Below are 15,233 nucleotides of genomic sequence, written 5' to 3'. Positions count from 1 at the left end.
CAATACTTCTTAAAACTTTAATACATATATACTAGAAAAATACCTTCTAAAAGATTCAAAAATTATAATTATAAATTCAAATCGAGGAAATTAATATATAAAATTTTCCAATAAGTTTCAAGGGTACTCTAGCATCTTATCCTTAAGATGCTTTATTTGATCTCTATATTTTGCTGCTGTTTCAAAATTTAATTGATTAGCAGATTCTTCCATTTGAGACTCTAATTGTTTAATTAATTTAGGTATTTTATCTAAAGGTATTTCCTCTACATGAGCGTATATTTTTTCAGGTTGTTCATTATCTAAATTGCGAGAAATATCAAGATAATTCAAAATTGAATTTTCACGTTCATTAACTATAGATTTAGGAATAATATTATTTTTATTGTTATATAGTAATTGTACACGCCTTCTTCTTTTTGTTTCTTCTATAGCTTTAATCATGCTATCTGTAAGTTTATCTCCATATAAAATGGCTTGGCCGTTAACATGTCGAGCCGCACGTCCAATAATTTGAATTAATGACTTTTCACCTCGTAAAAAGCCTTCTTTGTCTGAGTCTAATATAGCTACTAGAGAAACCTCTGGCAAATCTAATCCCTCTCTTAGTAAGTTGACCCCTATTAAAACATCAAATTTACCATCTCTTAAATCTTGTAAAATCTCAATACGCTCAATAGATTTAATTTCAGAATGTAGATATCGAACATTGATTTCTCTTTCTTGAAAATATTCAGTTAAATCTTCTGCCATACTTTTTGTCAAAGTAATAATTAAAGTTCTTTCTTTTTTTTCTACCCTATCTTGAATTTCTCCTAATAGATCATCTATCTGATTTTTTGTGGGTCTTACAAATATTTGTGGGTCAAGTATACCTGTTGGCCGAATTACCTGTTCAATAATTCTACCCTTAGATTTTTCGAGCTCCCATTCACCAGGAGTAGCAGAGACAAAAATACATTGTTTAACCTTACCCCAGAATTCATCTGATTTAAGGGGTCTATTATCAGCTGCACTTGGAAGACGAAAACCATGATCTATCAAAACTTTTTTTCTTGCCTGATCGCCATTATACATTCCCCGAATTTGTGGTATGGTCACATGAGACTCATCTACAATCAATAACCAATCCTCAGGTAAATAATCAATTAAGCATTCTGGAGGTTCTCCAGGTTTTCTTCCCGCTAAGTGGCGAGAATAATTTTCAACACCATTACAGTATCCTACTTCACTTAAGAGCTCTAGATCATAGCGCGTTCTCTGATTTATACGTTGTGATTCTAAGAGCTTTCCTTCTTTCTCAAAATTAATAATTTGTTGTTCTAGCTCTTCAGCTATAGCTTTACAGGAAGTATCTAATTTTTTTTTTTGTGTAACAAAATGACGTGCTGGATAAATATTAACATTTTCAAGATTTTCTAAAACATCTCCCGAAACTGGGTGTAAATATCTAATACCATCAATTTCATCCCCAAAGAAATCAATTCTAATTACTCGATCTTCATAGGCAGGAACAATCTCTAAAATATCTCCTCTAACTCTAAATCTTCCCCGTTTTAACTCCATATCATTCCTAGAATACTGAATATTAACCAAGTCTCTGAGAAGTTGCCGTTGGTTAATCTCTATCCCTGTTTGTAAAAGGATAGAAGCTTTTGAATATTGAGAAGGCATTCCTAACCCATAAATACAACTAATAGACGCTACGATAATTACGTCCTGTCGTTCAAACAATGAACGAGTAGCTGAATGTCTTAACATATCTACTTCATCATTAATCGAAGCACTTTTCTCAATATAAGTGTCGCTTAGAGGAATATAAGCTTCAGGTTGATAATAGTCATAATAACTAATAAAATATTCTACAGCATTGTTAGGGAAAAAATTTCTTAATTCATTACATAGTTGAGCTGCCAAAGTTTTATTGTGAGCCAAGATCAAAGTTGGCTTTTCAGTTTTTTCAATTACTGAAGCAATAGAAAATGTTTTACCTGTTCCAGTCGCTCCTAATAAGGTCTGAAATTTGTTTCCCATTTGTAAGGATAATGTTAATTCTTCAATAGCCTTCGGTTGATCTCCTGTTGGCTTAAAAGGTGCTTTTAACTTATACATAGAAATACTACTATCATAAATCACTAGTAAATTAACAAGTACTAATTTAGTATAACTATTCTAAATATTTTTTATATTTTATTAATAAAAGTACTTTTTTTAGTTGAAAGAATAATTTTATTCTTCACACCATTAAAATTAATCAAAATAATATTTGAAAATAATATAAATTATGGTTTGTAAGATAGGATAGTCTTTCTTTTCTAGAAGCAACTTAAATTTATAGTTTTTGTTTTATTTTTCAGATTTCCATACCAGTTCTATACTTTATTGAAAAGATGATTATGAGGTATATGTGAAGAAAGTTTTAGCAATTATACTAGGTGGTGGTGCAGGTACTCGTTTATATCCTTTAACTAAATTAAGAGCAAAGCCAGCTGTTCCTCTTGCAGGAAAATATCGTCTAATTGACATACCAATTAGTAATTGTATTAATGCAGAAATACAAAAAATTTATATTTTAACTCAGTTTAATTCTGCTTCGTTAAATCGTCATTTAACTCATACATATAACTTTACTTCTTTTAGTGGTGGATTCATAGAAGTCTTAGCAGCACAACAAACAAAAGACAATTCAAGTTGGTTCCAGGGTACAGCTGATGCCGTTCGTCAATACCTTTGGTTGTTTAACGAATCAAACGTTGATGAATACTTAATACTATCTGGGGACCATCTTTATCGTATGGATTATAGTAATTTTATCAGACAACATAGATCAACTAACGCTGATATAACTTTAGCTGTTGTTCCTGTGGACAAAAAAAGAGCCTCTTACCTTGGCCTAACAAAAATGAATAATCAAGGTAGAATTATTCACTTTTCCGAAAAACCCACAGAAAATGAATTGGATCAAATGCAATGTGAAACTTCAATTTTAGGGTTAAATCAAGAGCAGGCAGAAAAAAAGCCTTATATAGCATCAATGGGAATTTATTTATTTAATAAAGAAGTATTAACAAAACTTCTCAAAAATAATCCAGAGCAAACAGATTTTGGGAAAGAGGTTATGCCAAGTGCAGCTATGCACTGCGATCTTCGAGCCTATTTGTTTCGTGGATATTGGGAAGATATTGGAACTGTTCGAGCTTTTTATGAAGCCAATTTGGCTCTTAATTGTCAACCAAATCCTGCATTTAGTTTTTATAATGAACAAGCTCCTATATATACCCGTGCACGCTATCTACCTCCTACTAAAGTTTTTGATTCCCATATTACAAAATCAATGATCAGTGAAGGATGTATTATAAAAAGCTGTCGTATCCACAATTCAATACTCGGAATTAGAAGTCGTATTGAAATGAATTGCTGTATTGAGGACACAATGGTTATGGGAGCAGATTTCTACGAATCTTCAATTATTAAGAATTTTGATGATAATCATAAAATGATTCCTATAGGTATAGGTAAAAATAGTTTAATTAAACATGCAATTATTGATAAAAATGTACGGATCGGCGAGAATGTAACCATTCTAAATAAAAACAATATACAAGAATCTAACTGTGAAGATGAAGGGTTTTATATCTGTGACGGAATTGTTATCGTTATCAAGAACGCAGTCATTCCTGATGGAACAGTAATATGAGAATCATAATAAAAATAACTAACATATTTGTTATACAAAGCTGTTTATAGTCAATTAAATTTTTACAATATAAACTATGTTCATCATTTCCTTGAGATAAGACTCACTTATACAGCACATGAACTTTGCTAAAAATAAAACTACATAGCTTACTTCTCAACAAAGGATCATATTATTCCTCTTAAGATACTGAATTATTATTGATCTTTTAAAATAAATTATATATATCTAAATTTCTCAAAGTATCTAATGAGATGATTATAGTATTCTTAATATTTACTCTTTGATAGCTTCAATAATTTGAGAATAATAAAATTTAGTACTTGTCATTCCTTTTCGTTGAATTTTAAAGCCATTTTGTTTTAGAGTCTGTACTATATTATCTTGACTATGTTGGTAGGCACGAGTTGTTTTACTAGGACCAGGAAAAAATTCACCAATCTTTTTAAGAACAGTCAAATAAAAAGTTTTGGGAGCAAAACTTAAGATTATCCTACAGTTAGTTAATGAAGCTAAGTGGTTAATCATTTTAGCCGCATTATCAGTAGGATAGTGAATTAAGACATCAAGGCAAATTATTGTATGAAAGCTACCTTTCAATTTTTCTAAATCTTGAACATAAAAATTTATGTTATTAGTTTTACCTAATATATTTTCCGCTTTTCTCTTTGCTTCTGTAACCATTTTTTCTGAAATATCACTAGCACTGACTATAGCTCCTTCTTTGGCTAGAGGAATACTTAAACTTCCTACACCACATCCAGCATCACAAATTATTAATCCAGATAAATTACCATCTAATTTTAGCCATTCTAATACTGTATTAATAGTTTGCTGATGTCCAAAGCGGATATCCTCTTGAACTTTATTGACTTTTCCATTACCGTAAATATTTTGCCATCTGTCAAATCCTATAGCATTGAAATAGTCCTTAACAACAGTTTTATCATCAGTATTAATTTTCATAGTTTGATTTAAGTGATCTTAGTCTCAGTCCAAAAACAACTTATTGTAACCTAAGGGTACATCTTTAATAAATAATTTTATTATTAAGATTAAGATATGTTATGAAACCTTATTCTATTTTTAGTAGTAAATTTTTGTACAGGCTTTACATGATTTAACTTAAAAAATTATTAAGATACTACATAATTAGATACTTTTTTTAAAGTATCTAATTATGTAGATTTATTCATTGATTAAAAACTATATAAAATTGATCATAATTAAGTTTCTAAATAGAATATAAGATAACAGGAAGCAATTGCATATTTATTAATAATTATTCAGAATCGCTTGTTCAGACGGTTTATGCGGTAAAAAAGCCTAACTAATATAGATAATGGAATTAATGTAATTATTATAACTACTAAAGCTAGATTTAAATAATTATTAATAAATAGAAGAGTTGTACAAATTAATAATGAACTTACAAAGCTTCCCCAAATAGTTGCGATTTGTATCATACTGAGTCGTTGTAAGATTCTATTCGACTCAATCGAGCGAACCCCTAGTTTTATGTCACCTTGATCAAATTTTCTAAGTGTATTATCAATATGATTTGGCAGTCCTAAAGTTACACTACCAAATTCTATTACTTGATTAGAGAATAGATTCAGGAAATTATTATTAGTATTTTCAGTAAAAAAATTTGCAAAATCCAAGATAAAAGGCTTAGCAACTTCTATAAATTTAAAGTCAGGGTCTAAACCTTTTCCTACACCTTCTAAAATAGAAAATGCACGCATTACGAAAGTAAATGTAGCAGGAAATTTAAAAGATTGATTGTAAGCAATTTCATATAAATCATCACCAATAGAAGTGATAGACTGTTCGTTAATAGGTTTATTTATAAAATTATCTAGCATGAACTGTATAGAACGCCGAGCTGGACCAATATCGCTTTTCGAATCTAATATGTTTAATTCAATTAAAGAAGATATGATTTTGTTACTATCTTTTTGAGTTATACCAACAAAGGTATTTACTAATTTTCTTTTGACATCAGATTCAATAGTTCCTATCATTCCAAAATCATAAAATATTAAGGCTCCATCTTCACTGATTGCAATATTTCCAGGATGAGGATCAGCATGAAAAAAACCATCATTTAATATTTGATGCAAGTAAGCTTGTGCATTCAACTTAGCCAATACTTTACGATCTAATCCTAAATTCTCCAATGCTTGGTAATTATTAATTTTGATTCCTGGGAGATACTCTAATGTTAAAACACGAGAGGCAGTATAGCGCCAATAAACTCTTGGTACTTTAACCCAATCTTTATTTCGAAAGTTGCGACGGAAAGTATCTGCATTTTTTCCTTCTTTAAGGTAATCTGTTTCTAGCCAGAGAATTTTATAACATTCGTTATAAATGCTAATCCAGTCTTTCCCCTTATTCCAACTAGGATGATTTTGAAAATAGTAGGTGACTTGTTTCAAAATCGCTAGATCAATAGTAAATAATTTTTTGAGGCCAGGACGTTGTATTTTAACAACAACTTCTTCCCCTGAATATAATATAGCTTTATGAACTTGCCCTAGACTTGCAGCCGCAATGGGAAAAGAATCAAAACAATAAAAAATCTGAGACAAAGGTTTTCCCAGATCCTTCTCAATAATTTTTTTCGCTTCATCATAGTTAAAAGCAGGAACTTCATCTTGCAGTTTTGACAGTTCTTCTACATATTCAGAAGGAAAAAGATCTGCACGACTTGAAAAAAGCTGTCCAACTTTAATAAAAGTTGGACCTAAGTCTAATAATTTTTCTCGTATCCAGACTGCTAATATCCTTCTTCTCTTAATTAGTTTTTCTTTAGTCCATCCTCCTCTGTAGCTAAACTTTTTATTATTAAGCCATAGCTTGAACATAAGAGATAAGAAGAATAGCCAAATATCTAAACGACGATGAACATTAGAATAATTGTTATTATTCCAGCGATATTTTTTGTTTGTCGCAGATGAATTAATATTTGCAGATGAAAAAGAACTGACTTTTGTAGGTAAAGCAGGCACTCGATTTATTTTAATTATTTTATACTTGGTTTTACATATAACAATTCTGAAGAAGATCCAAAAAGTTAAAGTTTTTAACTATGATAATTTTTTAACTCTGCTTTAAGACGGGCAATCTCTGCTCTTAAATCATCAATAGTTTCCTGGAGATCTATAGATGAAAAATCATTTACAGTGATATTGCTAGGATCGTCTTGCGTTAGATTATTTTTCGCACGTATTTTTATTTCTTGAATAAAATCATTTAAATTTTCTTCTTGTTCAGCACCTAACTTACTTAGTTCACTAAGTGTATTAGTTAAAGATTCTTCGATTTTTTCACCAAGCACTTCAGCAAATGCTCGACCTAAGAAAAAGGCATTGAGAGCAGAATTATTCATTTGATAAATTTTTTAATAATAGCTTCATAACAAATTATATCCTGCTTATTGGAATTCTGTCAGTTATCAAAAAAGTTTTTTAGTTTCTGCGTTTAAAAATAGCTCAATATAATATTCTCAGGAAATAAAATCTTTAGAATGATATGGTTTTTGTGGGCATAGTTATTATTTCTATAATTCAGAAATAATAACTTATGGATAAAATTTATAGTTTATATCAAATGAAATTTGCATTATTATTTTTGATAAATCATCTAAATGTTCTTAGGAAAGAAACGATAAAGTAGAAACCTATTTAATTGTAAAGTAACTATTTACTCTATAAACTACATAGACAGTCACCATATAGATAAATATCAATAAAAAAAGTAATAATATTTATTACTCCTTGTATTATTATTGTTCTTGTATTTTCTAGATTTGGCCTATTTTCAACAATATGGAAAGTAACACATAAAATAAAAACCAGTTAATATCTAATAAGTAAATGCAGTGAAAGGCTTTTACTTGAATTTATAAAAAATCAATTAATTATTATGCTTAATAATGAATCAATTTTAAATGCTTTACAACCAGTTCAAGATCCGGAGCTTAAAAAGAGTTTAGTAACTCTTAATATGATTCGTAATATTTCAATAGAAGATAGTAAAGTTAAATTTACTTTAGTATTAACTACCCCAGCATGTCCCTTAAAAGAATTAATTATCCAAGATTGTGAAAAGGCATTAAAAGAATTACCAGAAGTCCAAACTGTTGAGATAGAGGTGACATCAGAAACTCCAACACAAAAAGCTTTACCCACTCAACAATCCATATCAGAGGTAAAAAATATAATTGCCGTTTCTAGCGGGAAAGGAGGTGTGGGGAAAAGTACTGTAGCAGTCAATACTGCTATCGCCTTAGCACAGATGGGAGCAAAAGTTGGTCTACTTGATGCTGATATTTATGGACCTAACGCACCCACAATGCTCGGAGTAGAAGACTATCAGGTTACAGTCCAAAAAAGACCAGAAGGAGACATTTTAGAGCCTATCTTTAGTAGTGGAATAAAGATGGTATCGATGGGTTTTCTGATTAATCCCGGTCAACCAGTAGTTTGGCGTGGTCCTATGTTAAACGGAATTATTCGTCAATTTTTATATCAGGTTAACTGGGGACCTCTTGACTACCTGATAGTTGACATGCCTCCTGGAACAGGAGATGTACAATTGACTCTAGCACAATCAGTTCCTCTAGCTGGAGCTGTTATTGTGACGACTCCACAAAATGTTTCTTTAGTAGACGCATATCGTGGAGTTAAAATGTTTGAACAACTAAAAATTAATATTTTAGGTATTGTGGAAAATATGAGTTATTTCATTCCTCCAGATTTACCAAATCACTCTTATGATATATTTGGATCTGGGGGAGGAATAAAGGCATCAGAAGAATTACAGATTCCTTTGCTAGGTCTTGTACCCTTAGAAATTTCTCTCAGGGAAGGAGGAGACAAAGGAGTACCTATATTAATATCACATCCACAATCCGCTTCAGCTAGAGCTTTGAAACTTATTGCTCAACAAATTGCTGGTAAAATATCGGTAGCAGCTTTAGCGTAAATTAAATAACAATACTTTACACCACATAAGCTTTAAAATTTTTGCCTTAGAGAAATATATTGTTTATGTAAGTAGTCTTCACAATTATTATGTTAAGGTCCAAGAAATACAACTTTCAAAAAAAAAACAAGTGTTTTTTTGTCCCATGGTTATCTCTTTTTTTTGAAATTGATTGGTTGTTATTAATACTTGTAGTTAGTTTGACCAGTTTAGGTGGATTAATTATTAAGAGTACTGAGCTAAATGAAACATCTACTAATTGTTTACAGCACTTATTACTAGGAAGTGTTGGCTTTATCATAATGCTTTTTATAGCTAGATTTAATTACAAAAACTTAATGATATGGCATTGGTTAATTTACTTCATAACAAATATTTCATTAATAGCGGTTATTATTCTTGGAGTAACTGCAAATGGGGCTCAAAGCTGGATCGAAATTGGAGGGTTTAACATACAACCTTCAGAATTTGCAAAGGTTGGTTTAATAATCACTTTAGCCGCACTATTACATCAAAATGACGCAAGTAAAATTCTATCGGTGTTACGTGTTTTAGGAATAACCTTTATCCCTTGGGCCTTAATAATGTTTCAACCTGACTTAGGTACAGGACTTGTTTTTGCAGCGATTACATTAGGAATGCTTTATTGGGCAAATATACATCCTGGCTGGTTGATCTTGTTAATATCTCCCATCGTTTCAGCTATTTTATTCAATATTTTTTTTATTGTTTGGATTGGCTGGACAATAATTATGGGTATTATTTCTTGGTTTACTTTGCCTTACCGTTTTATTTCTACAATAGGAATTATAAGTATTAACTTTGCGGCAGGTAAATTAAGTAATATCTTTTGGGGATTATTAAAGGAGTATCAAAAAGATCGCCTAACCTTATTTTTAGACCCAGAGAAAAATCCTCTAGGCGGAGGCTATCAATTAATACAATCTCGTATCGCAATTGGTTCTGGAGAGCTGTGGGGAAGAGGATTATTTCACGGAACTCAAACTCAATTGGACTTTGTTCCTGAACAGCACACAGATTTTATTTTTTCAGTGGTAGGTGAAGAACTTGGTTTTATTGGTTCTATGGTAGTTTTGATAATATTTTGGTTAATATGTTTTAGGTATGTTTTGATTGCCTCTCAAGCAGAAGAAAATTTTGGATCCCTATTAGCTATAGGAGTTTTATCAATGACCTCTTTTCAGGTAATTGTTAATATTTGTATGACAGTAGGTCTAGCACCTATTACAGGTATTCCCTTACCTTGGCTAAGTTACGGAAAATCAGCTTTACTAACTAACTTTATCGCATTAGGATTAGTAGAGTCAGTTTTTAAGCATAAGCAAAGAAAAAGACTTTATTAGTATTTGTTTGTGATAGTTTTTTTATTAAAATATCTATAAATTATTTTTATTTTAGTTGATTATCAAGATACTAATATCTATTTTTTCGGATCAATTGCTTGTATTTAAATAATAATTAATTTTTATACAATTGAAAATAAGGTTAATTTTTTTGCCTAGAAAAGAAATGTTTAGAATAAATTATCACAATATATGTAGTTTTTGATTATAAGAATGTTACCTTTCTACTCATAAAAGTTATAATAGAAAATATTTTTTGATGAAATTTTTGTAAAAAAATATACTTGTATACGATATCCTTTAGTTTGTAAATATACTTATCTTTTCCTATAGATAATTTATTAAATATCGGTAGTCCTGCGCCTAATCTTAAAATTGATAATCAAGATAGTAAAGAAGTCTATTTACAAAATATACCTAAAGAATAGCTAATCATATACTTTTATCCTGAAAACAATATATCTGTTTGTACAAAAGAAGCTAAAGAATTAACAGAATTAATGCCTATTTTTAAAGCTTTATAGGCTGAAGTTTCAGGTATTAGTCCGGATTCTAAAAAATCACATATTAAGCTCATTAATAAACATAATTTATCTCTAGAGTTATTATCTGACTATAATCATAAAGTTGCAAAAATGTATACTGTTTAAAAGCTGAAAAAAATTATGGGAAAGGAATATATGGGAATTGTTCGCCCTACTTTCTTAGTTAATTTAAATAAAAATATTGCCTATATTTAGGCTAATGTAAAAGTTAAAAACCACGACGAAATTGTTTTAGAAAAATTATAAAAAATTTCTGTATCATAGCTTCCAAAACCAATATGTACCTTATTTAGGATCTAGATTAAAGCTTATATGCTTATCTTTAAAATAATTTTTTTCAAAAAGCTAGTAAATAATTAGTGCTCGAGCTTTAATTGTTATAGTTACTTTTAAAAATAACATTGAGCTAATCAGTAACTATAAAATTTCTCTCTTTAAGTATGGTTGTAAAACATCAGGTACTTTAATAGTTCCATCAACTTGTTGATAGTTCTCTAAAATAGCTGCCATAGTTCTTCCCACTGCAAGTCCTGAGCCATTTAGAGAATGCACATACATAGTTCCTTTTTTGCCTTTTTCCTTAAAACGTATATTAGCTCGTCTTGCCTGAAAATCCCAACAATTAGAGCAACTTGATATTTCTCTATAAGAATCAGATGAAGGTAGCCATACTTCTAAATCATAGCATTTTGCTGCACCAAAGCCTAAATCTCCTGTGCATAGCTCTAAAACTCGATATGGAAGTTTTAAAGCCTGTAAAATGGCCTCTACATCTTTCACTAATTGTTGGTGTTCCATCTCTGAATCTTCGGGATGAACAATTTTTACTAATTCAACTTTATTAAATTGATGAAGTCGAATTAGTCCTCTTGTATCTTTTCCATAACTTCCTGCTTCTCTACGAAAGCAAGGAGTGAAAGCACAATGCCTAATAGATAATTTTTCTTTTTCTAAAATTTCATTACTATAAAGGTTCATTAGAGGAACTTCTGCAGTAGGTGATAACCACAAATCATCATCATGACAAAAAAAGCTTTCTTCGGCAAATTTTGGCAACTGCCCTGTTCCTCTTAAAGCATTACTATTAACTAAGATAGGAGGCATAACTTCTAGATAGCCTGAAGCTATATGTTGATCAAGCATAAAACTTATTAAAGCTCTTTCTAAAGCTGCTCCTGCTCCAAATAGCGCCACAAAACGGCTTTTCGCTATCTTGACAGCTTTTTCCACTTCTAGAATACCAAGATTCTCAGCAATTTCCCAATGAGGTAATACTTGTATTTTTGGTAGATACTCTTCTCCCCAAGATCTCACCTCTACATTCTCTGTCTCATTTTTTCCAACAGGTGTAGAAGAAATAGGTAAGTTGGGAAGTTGTGATAGTAAATTTTCAAGTTTTTCTTTTACTTTTTTTTCTTCGGGTTCTAATTCAAAAAGTTTCTTTTTTAAACTATTCCCCTCTTCTCTAAGGTTACTAATTTCTTCTACTGTTGGATCCAAGCCATTTTTTATTTTTTGTCCAATTAATTTACTAATTTCATTACTTTTCGTTTGTAATTCGGTACAAAGGACTTCTAATTCCCTTTGTCGTTTGTCATAATTTAAAATAGGCTTAAGATCATATTTTGGATAAGGCTCACGACTATTAAGTAACGTTTGTATGACTTCTGGATTTTCTCGTATTTTTTTAAGGTCTAACACGGATAGTATAATTTTAATTATAAAAACTCTCCCTGCTAGAATAGCTGATTTTACGGCATAAAGTATAAAAAATTTCTATTTTTAGAAAAAATAGATTTTTATACTTAAACTATAGTGAATTACTATATCAATAGTGTCATAATCTTTTCTTTACTCCTCTGTACATAATAAACTAAACAAAAAATTATAGAAAATAGGTGTGAATGGTTAAACAGTCTACATTAATTGAAGTATCTGAGCAGCAACCTATAAAGCTACTCCGTACTAGTGAATCTTATAAACTAAAATGCATCCGCCATACTGCCTCCCATATCATGGCTATGGCTGTGCAAAAACTTTTCCCTGAAGCAAAAGTTACAATCGGACCTTGGACAGAAACAGGATTTTATTATGATTTCGATATTTCTAAACCTTTTTCAGACCAAGATTTAAAAAGTATTAAAAAAGAAATGGTTAAGATTATCAAATCTAAACTTCCAGTCATAAAAGAAGAAATTACATTAGAAGAGGCTAGAGAACGTATTAGTAAAGTTCAGGAACCTTACAAATTAGAAATTCTTGAAAATATTCAGGCACCTATTACGCTATATCATTTAGGGAAACAGTGGTGGGATCTATGTAGTGGTCCTCATCTAGAAAATACTGGAGATTTACATCCTAAAGCATTTGATATAGAGTCAGTAGCTGGAGCATACTGGAGAGGAGATGAGACTAGAATACAATTACAACGTATCTATGGAACTGCTTGGGAAAACCCTGAACAATTAGCAGAGTATAAAAAACGTAAAGAAGAAGCTTTAAAAAGAGATCACCGGAAATTAGGTAAAGAGTTAGGTTTGTTTATTTTTTCAAACTCTGTAGGGCCTGGTTTACCACTATGGACTCCAAAAGGAACTATAGTTAGATCTGTTTTAGAAAGTTTTTTAAAAGAAGAACAGTTAAAACGAGGATATCTTCCAGTAGTAACTCCTCATATTGGTAAAGTAGACCTATTTAAAACTTCTGGTCATTGGCAGAACTATAAGGAAGACATGTTTCCCTTAATGAGTGATAGTGAGGATGCCAAAAATGAAGAAATAGGGTTCGTTTTAAAACCTATGAATTGTCCTTTCCATATTCAAATTTATAAAAGTGAACTAAGATCTTATCGTGACTTACCTGTACGATTAGCAGAATTTGGCACTGTTTATCGTTATGAAAAATCAGGTGAATTAGGTGGATTAACTCGTGTAAGGGGTTTCACAGTTGATGATTCTCATTTATTTGTTAAACCTGATCAATTAGATGATGAATTTCTTGATGTTGTAAATTTAATCCTTTCAGTCTTTGAAAGTTTGCAGCTCAAAAAATTTAAAGCAAGATTAAGTTTCCGCGATTCTAATTCTGATAAATATATTGGGAGTGATGAAGTCTGGGAAAAGTCACAAAATGCTATTTATCGTGCAGTTAAAATGTTGAATATTGATTATTTTGAAGCAAAAGGAGAGGCAGCATTTTATGGTCCAAAGCTAGATTTTATTTTCCAAGATGCTCTGGATAGAGAATGGCAATTAGGAACTGTACAGGTTGATTATAATTTACCTGAAAGGTTTAATTTAGAATATGTAGGAGAAGAAGGTGATAAGCATAGACCTATCATGATTCATCGAGCTCCCTTTGGATCTTTAGAACGTTTAATTGGCATTCTAATTGAAGAATATGCTGGTGACTTTCCTCTATGGCTATCCCCAGTTCAATTACGTATTTTACCTGTAAGTGATATATATCTTGATTATGCTAAAAGTGTAATGAAAATCATGCTTGCGTCAAAAATTAGGGCAGAAGTTGATACTTCAGGGGAAAGACTTGGAAAAATGATTCGAAGAGGAGAAAAACAAAAGATTCCTGTTATGGCAATAATAGGTTCAAAAGAAATGGAAGCCAATTCTTTAAATATTCGAACTAGAAAATCGGGAGAATTAGGTCTAATTACTACTGATGATCTCATAAAGAATATATTAGAAACTATTTCTAATCATGATAATTTCTAATCTAAGGAGTCGTTGCTTGACTATTTAGATAATTCTAGAATATAAGCTACTCTAATTTCAAAATTATTGGAATAGCTTATAGATTAGAACTATTTACGAAAAAATGTTAGAAATAACATGACATTCTGAATAATTATTAGAGTTATTTTTTGACGATTTTCAAAAATGTATGATAGGTTTTATTTTATACATCGATGGTGAGCCTTAATAAAAAACTATTGACAAAGATAATCATACAGAGCCTCTAAGCCTAATAAGTAACTGTTAACACCAAATCCAGTTATTTGTCCAATAGAAATAGGAGCAATATGAGAGTAATGACGTATATGTTCTCTTTTATATATATTACTCAAATGTACTTCTACTACTGGAATTTCAACAGCGAGACAAGCATCAGCTATAGCTAAGCTAGTATGTGTATATGCTCCAGCATTAATTAATATCCCCTGGTGTTGTCCCAAAGACTGATGAATTAACTCAACAATAGTGCCCTCGTGGTTAGACTGAACTATCGATATTCTAATTCTTAAAGCCAAAGCTTTTTTGTTTAATAAAATATTAACTTCTTTTAAAGAAATAGAACCATAAATTTTAGACTCACGTTTTCCCAACAAGTTTAAATTGGGTCCATGGAGTATTAGTATACTAATTCTTTTTGAGTTATCAATTACCATAATAATCTTGTGGATCATCAACTGGTATAGGTATAAGTTCTACTTCTGGTTCTTTATTCGGTCCTAGAACTGTTTCAATTAATTTTTGTGCTAATTCTTTAAGCTTTTCTATAATTTCTTTTAGGTAATCCATCAGATGAAAGTCTCCTATTAAATAATTATTTCTCAGAACAGTTACCAGTTTGGCTAATAGATTTTGTGCTTGGAGAATATTCACAAAGTGCTAA

13 protein-coding genes are annotated in these 15,233 nt (G+C 30.7%); 5 read left to right on the top strand and 8 right to left on the bottom strand.

Annotated elements, in window-relative coordinates; all coding sequences use genetic code 11:
- Positions 1-117 precede the first annotated feature (117 nt).
- The gene (gene uvrB, locus LPC16_RS05425) at positions 118-2,112 is read right to left on the bottom strand and encodes an excinuclease ABC subunit UvrB (protein WP_229637177.1); all 1,995 of its coding nucleotides are present in this window, start codon (positions 2,110-2,112) and stop codon (positions 118-120) included.
- A 295-nt stretch (positions 2,113-2,407) separates the two neighbouring features.
- Between uvrB and LPC16_RS05420 the strand changes: the two genes are divergently transcribed.
- Positions 2,408-3,697, top strand: coding sequence for a glucose-1-phosphate adenylyltransferase (locus LPC16_RS05420; RefSeq protein WP_229637175.1), 1,290 nt, complete (start codon positions 2,408-2,410; stop codon positions 3,695-3,697).
- Positions 3,698-3,973: 276 nt separating this feature from the next.
- Here LPC16_RS05420 and bchM read toward each other — a convergent pair whose 3' ends face one another.
- From bchM to LPC16_RS05405, 3 genes are all read right to left on the bottom strand, one after another.
- Complete coding sequence (gene bchM, locus LPC16_RS05415; protein ID WP_229637174.1) at positions 3,974-4,663, bottom strand: magnesium protoporphyrin IX methyltransferase; 690 nt, start codon at positions 4,661-4,663, stop codon at positions 3,974-3,976.
- Between the two features lie 320 nt (positions 4,664-4,983).
- Positions 4,984-6,669, bottom strand: a complete 1,686-nt coding sequence (locus LPC16_RS05410; RefSeq protein ID WP_229637730.1) for an ABC1 kinase family protein — start codon at positions 6,667-6,669, stop codon at positions 4,984-4,986.
- A 119-nt stretch (positions 6,670-6,788) separates the two neighbouring features.
- Positions 6,789-7,094 (bottom strand): DUF6825 family protein, encoded by a 306-nt coding sequence (locus tag LPC16_RS05405; RefSeq protein ID WP_040055073.1) that lies wholly within the window; start codon positions 7,092-7,094, stop codon positions 6,789-6,791.
- 536 nt (positions 7,095-7,630) lie between these two features.
- Between LPC16_RS05405 and LPC16_RS05400 the strand changes: the two genes are divergently transcribed.
- Together LPC16_RS05400 and rodA are read left to right on the top strand one after the other, a co-directional pair.
- Positions 7,631-8,692 carry an Mrp/NBP35 family ATP-binding protein gene (locus tag LPC16_RS05400; RefSeq protein WP_040055072.1) on the top strand — a complete coding sequence of 354 codons (1,062 nt, stop codon included), beginning with the start codon at positions 7,631-7,633 and terminating at the stop codon, positions 8,690-8,692.
- Positions 8,693-8,781: 89 nt separating this feature from the next.
- Positions 8,782-10,056: a rod shape-determining protein RodA gene (gene rodA / locus LPC16_RS05395; RefSeq protein ID WP_229637173.1), complete on the top strand. Its 1,275-nt coding sequence runs from the start codon at positions 8,782-8,784 to the stop codon at positions 10,054-10,056.
- A 442-nt stretch (positions 10,057-10,498) separates the two neighbouring features.
- Here rodA and LPC16_RS06205 read toward each other — a convergent pair whose 3' ends face one another.
- Entirely contained in the window at positions 10,499-10,633 is a 135-nt protein-coding gene (locus LPC16_RS06205; protein WP_261345100.1) for a hypothetical protein, read from the bottom strand.
- On the opposite strand from LPC16_RS06205, the gene LPC16_RS06235 reads away from it, so the two are divergent.
- Positions 10,596-10,706, top strand: coding sequence for a redoxin domain-containing protein (locus LPC16_RS06235; RefSeq protein WP_407084202.1), 111 nt, complete (start codon positions 10,596-10,598; stop codon positions 10,704-10,706). The two genes, LPC16_RS06205 and LPC16_RS06235, sit on opposite strands and share 38 nt — an antisense overlap.
- Before the next feature lie 312 nt (positions 10,707-11,018).
- Here LPC16_RS06235 and serS read toward each other — a convergent pair whose 3' ends face one another.
- Positions 11,019-12,302, bottom strand: a complete 1,284-nt coding sequence (gene serS / locus LPC16_RS05385; RefSeq protein ID WP_229637171.1) for a serine--tRNA ligase — start codon at positions 12,300-12,302, stop codon at positions 11,019-11,021.
- Positions 12,303-12,505: 203 nt separating this feature from the next.
- Between serS and thrS the strand changes: the two genes are divergently transcribed.
- Positions 12,506-14,332, top strand: a complete 1,827-nt coding sequence (gene thrS / locus LPC16_RS05380; RefSeq protein WP_229637170.1) for a threonine--tRNA ligase — start codon at positions 12,506-12,508, stop codon at positions 14,330-14,332.
- Between the two features lie 215 nt (positions 14,333-14,547).
- On the opposite strand, the gene aroQ is transcribed toward thrS, so the two are convergent.
- Together aroQ and LPC16_RS05370 are read right to left on the bottom strand one after the other, a co-directional pair.
- Complete coding sequence (gene aroQ / locus LPC16_RS05375; protein WP_229637168.1) at positions 14,548-15,006, bottom strand: type II 3-dehydroquinate dehydratase; 459 nt, start codon at positions 15,004-15,006, stop codon at positions 14,548-14,550.
- Positions 14,996-15,223, bottom strand: a complete 228-nt coding sequence (locus LPC16_RS05370; protein WP_229637743.1) for a hypothetical protein — start codon at positions 15,221-15,223, stop codon at positions 14,996-14,998. Before LPC16_RS05370 ends, aroQ begins: the two co-directional genes overlap by 11 nt.
- Positions 15,224-15,233: the final 10 nt, after the last annotated feature.

Origin of the sequence: cyanobacterium endosymbiont of Braarudosphaera bigelowii (genome assembly GCF_020885515.1) — a bacterium.
Lineage (GTDB): Bacteria > Cyanobacteriota > Cyanobacteriia > Cyanobacteriales > Microcystaceae > Atelocyanobacterium > Atelocyanobacterium thalassa_A.
Note: the sequence above shows the minus strand (reverse complement) of the source record. Positions and strands in the feature narration are given on the sequence as shown.

Coding starts and splice junctions, on each gene's coding strand:
- uvrB (WP_229637177.1), bottom strand. CDS start 2,112: ATGTATAAGTTAAAAGCACCTTTTAAGCCAACAGGAGATCAACCGAAG.
- bchM (WP_229637174.1), bottom strand. CDS start 4,663: ATGAAAATTAATACTGATGATAAAACTGTTGTTAAGGACTATTTCAAT.
- LPC16_RS05405 (WP_040055073.1), bottom strand. CDS start 7,094: ATGAATAATTCTGCTCTCAATGCCTTTTTCTTAGGTCGAGCATTTGCT.
- LPC16_RS05400 (WP_040055072.1), top strand. CDS start 7,631: ATGCTTAATAATGAATCAATTTTAAATGCTTTACAACCAGTTCAAGAT.
- rodA (WP_229637173.1), top strand. CDS start 8,782: ATGTTAAGGTCCAAGAAATACAACTTTCAAAAAAAAAACAAGTGTTTT.
- LPC16_RS06205 (WP_261345100.1), bottom strand. CDS start 10,633: ATGAGCTTAATATGTGATTTTTTAGAATCCGGACTAATACCTGAAACT.
- thrS (WP_229637170.1), top strand. CDS start 12,506: ATGGTTAAACAGTCTACATTAATTGAAGTATCTGAGCAGCAACCTATA.
- aroQ (WP_229637168.1), bottom strand. CDS start 15,006: ATGGTAATTGATAACTCAAAAAGAATTAGTATACTAATACTCCATGGA.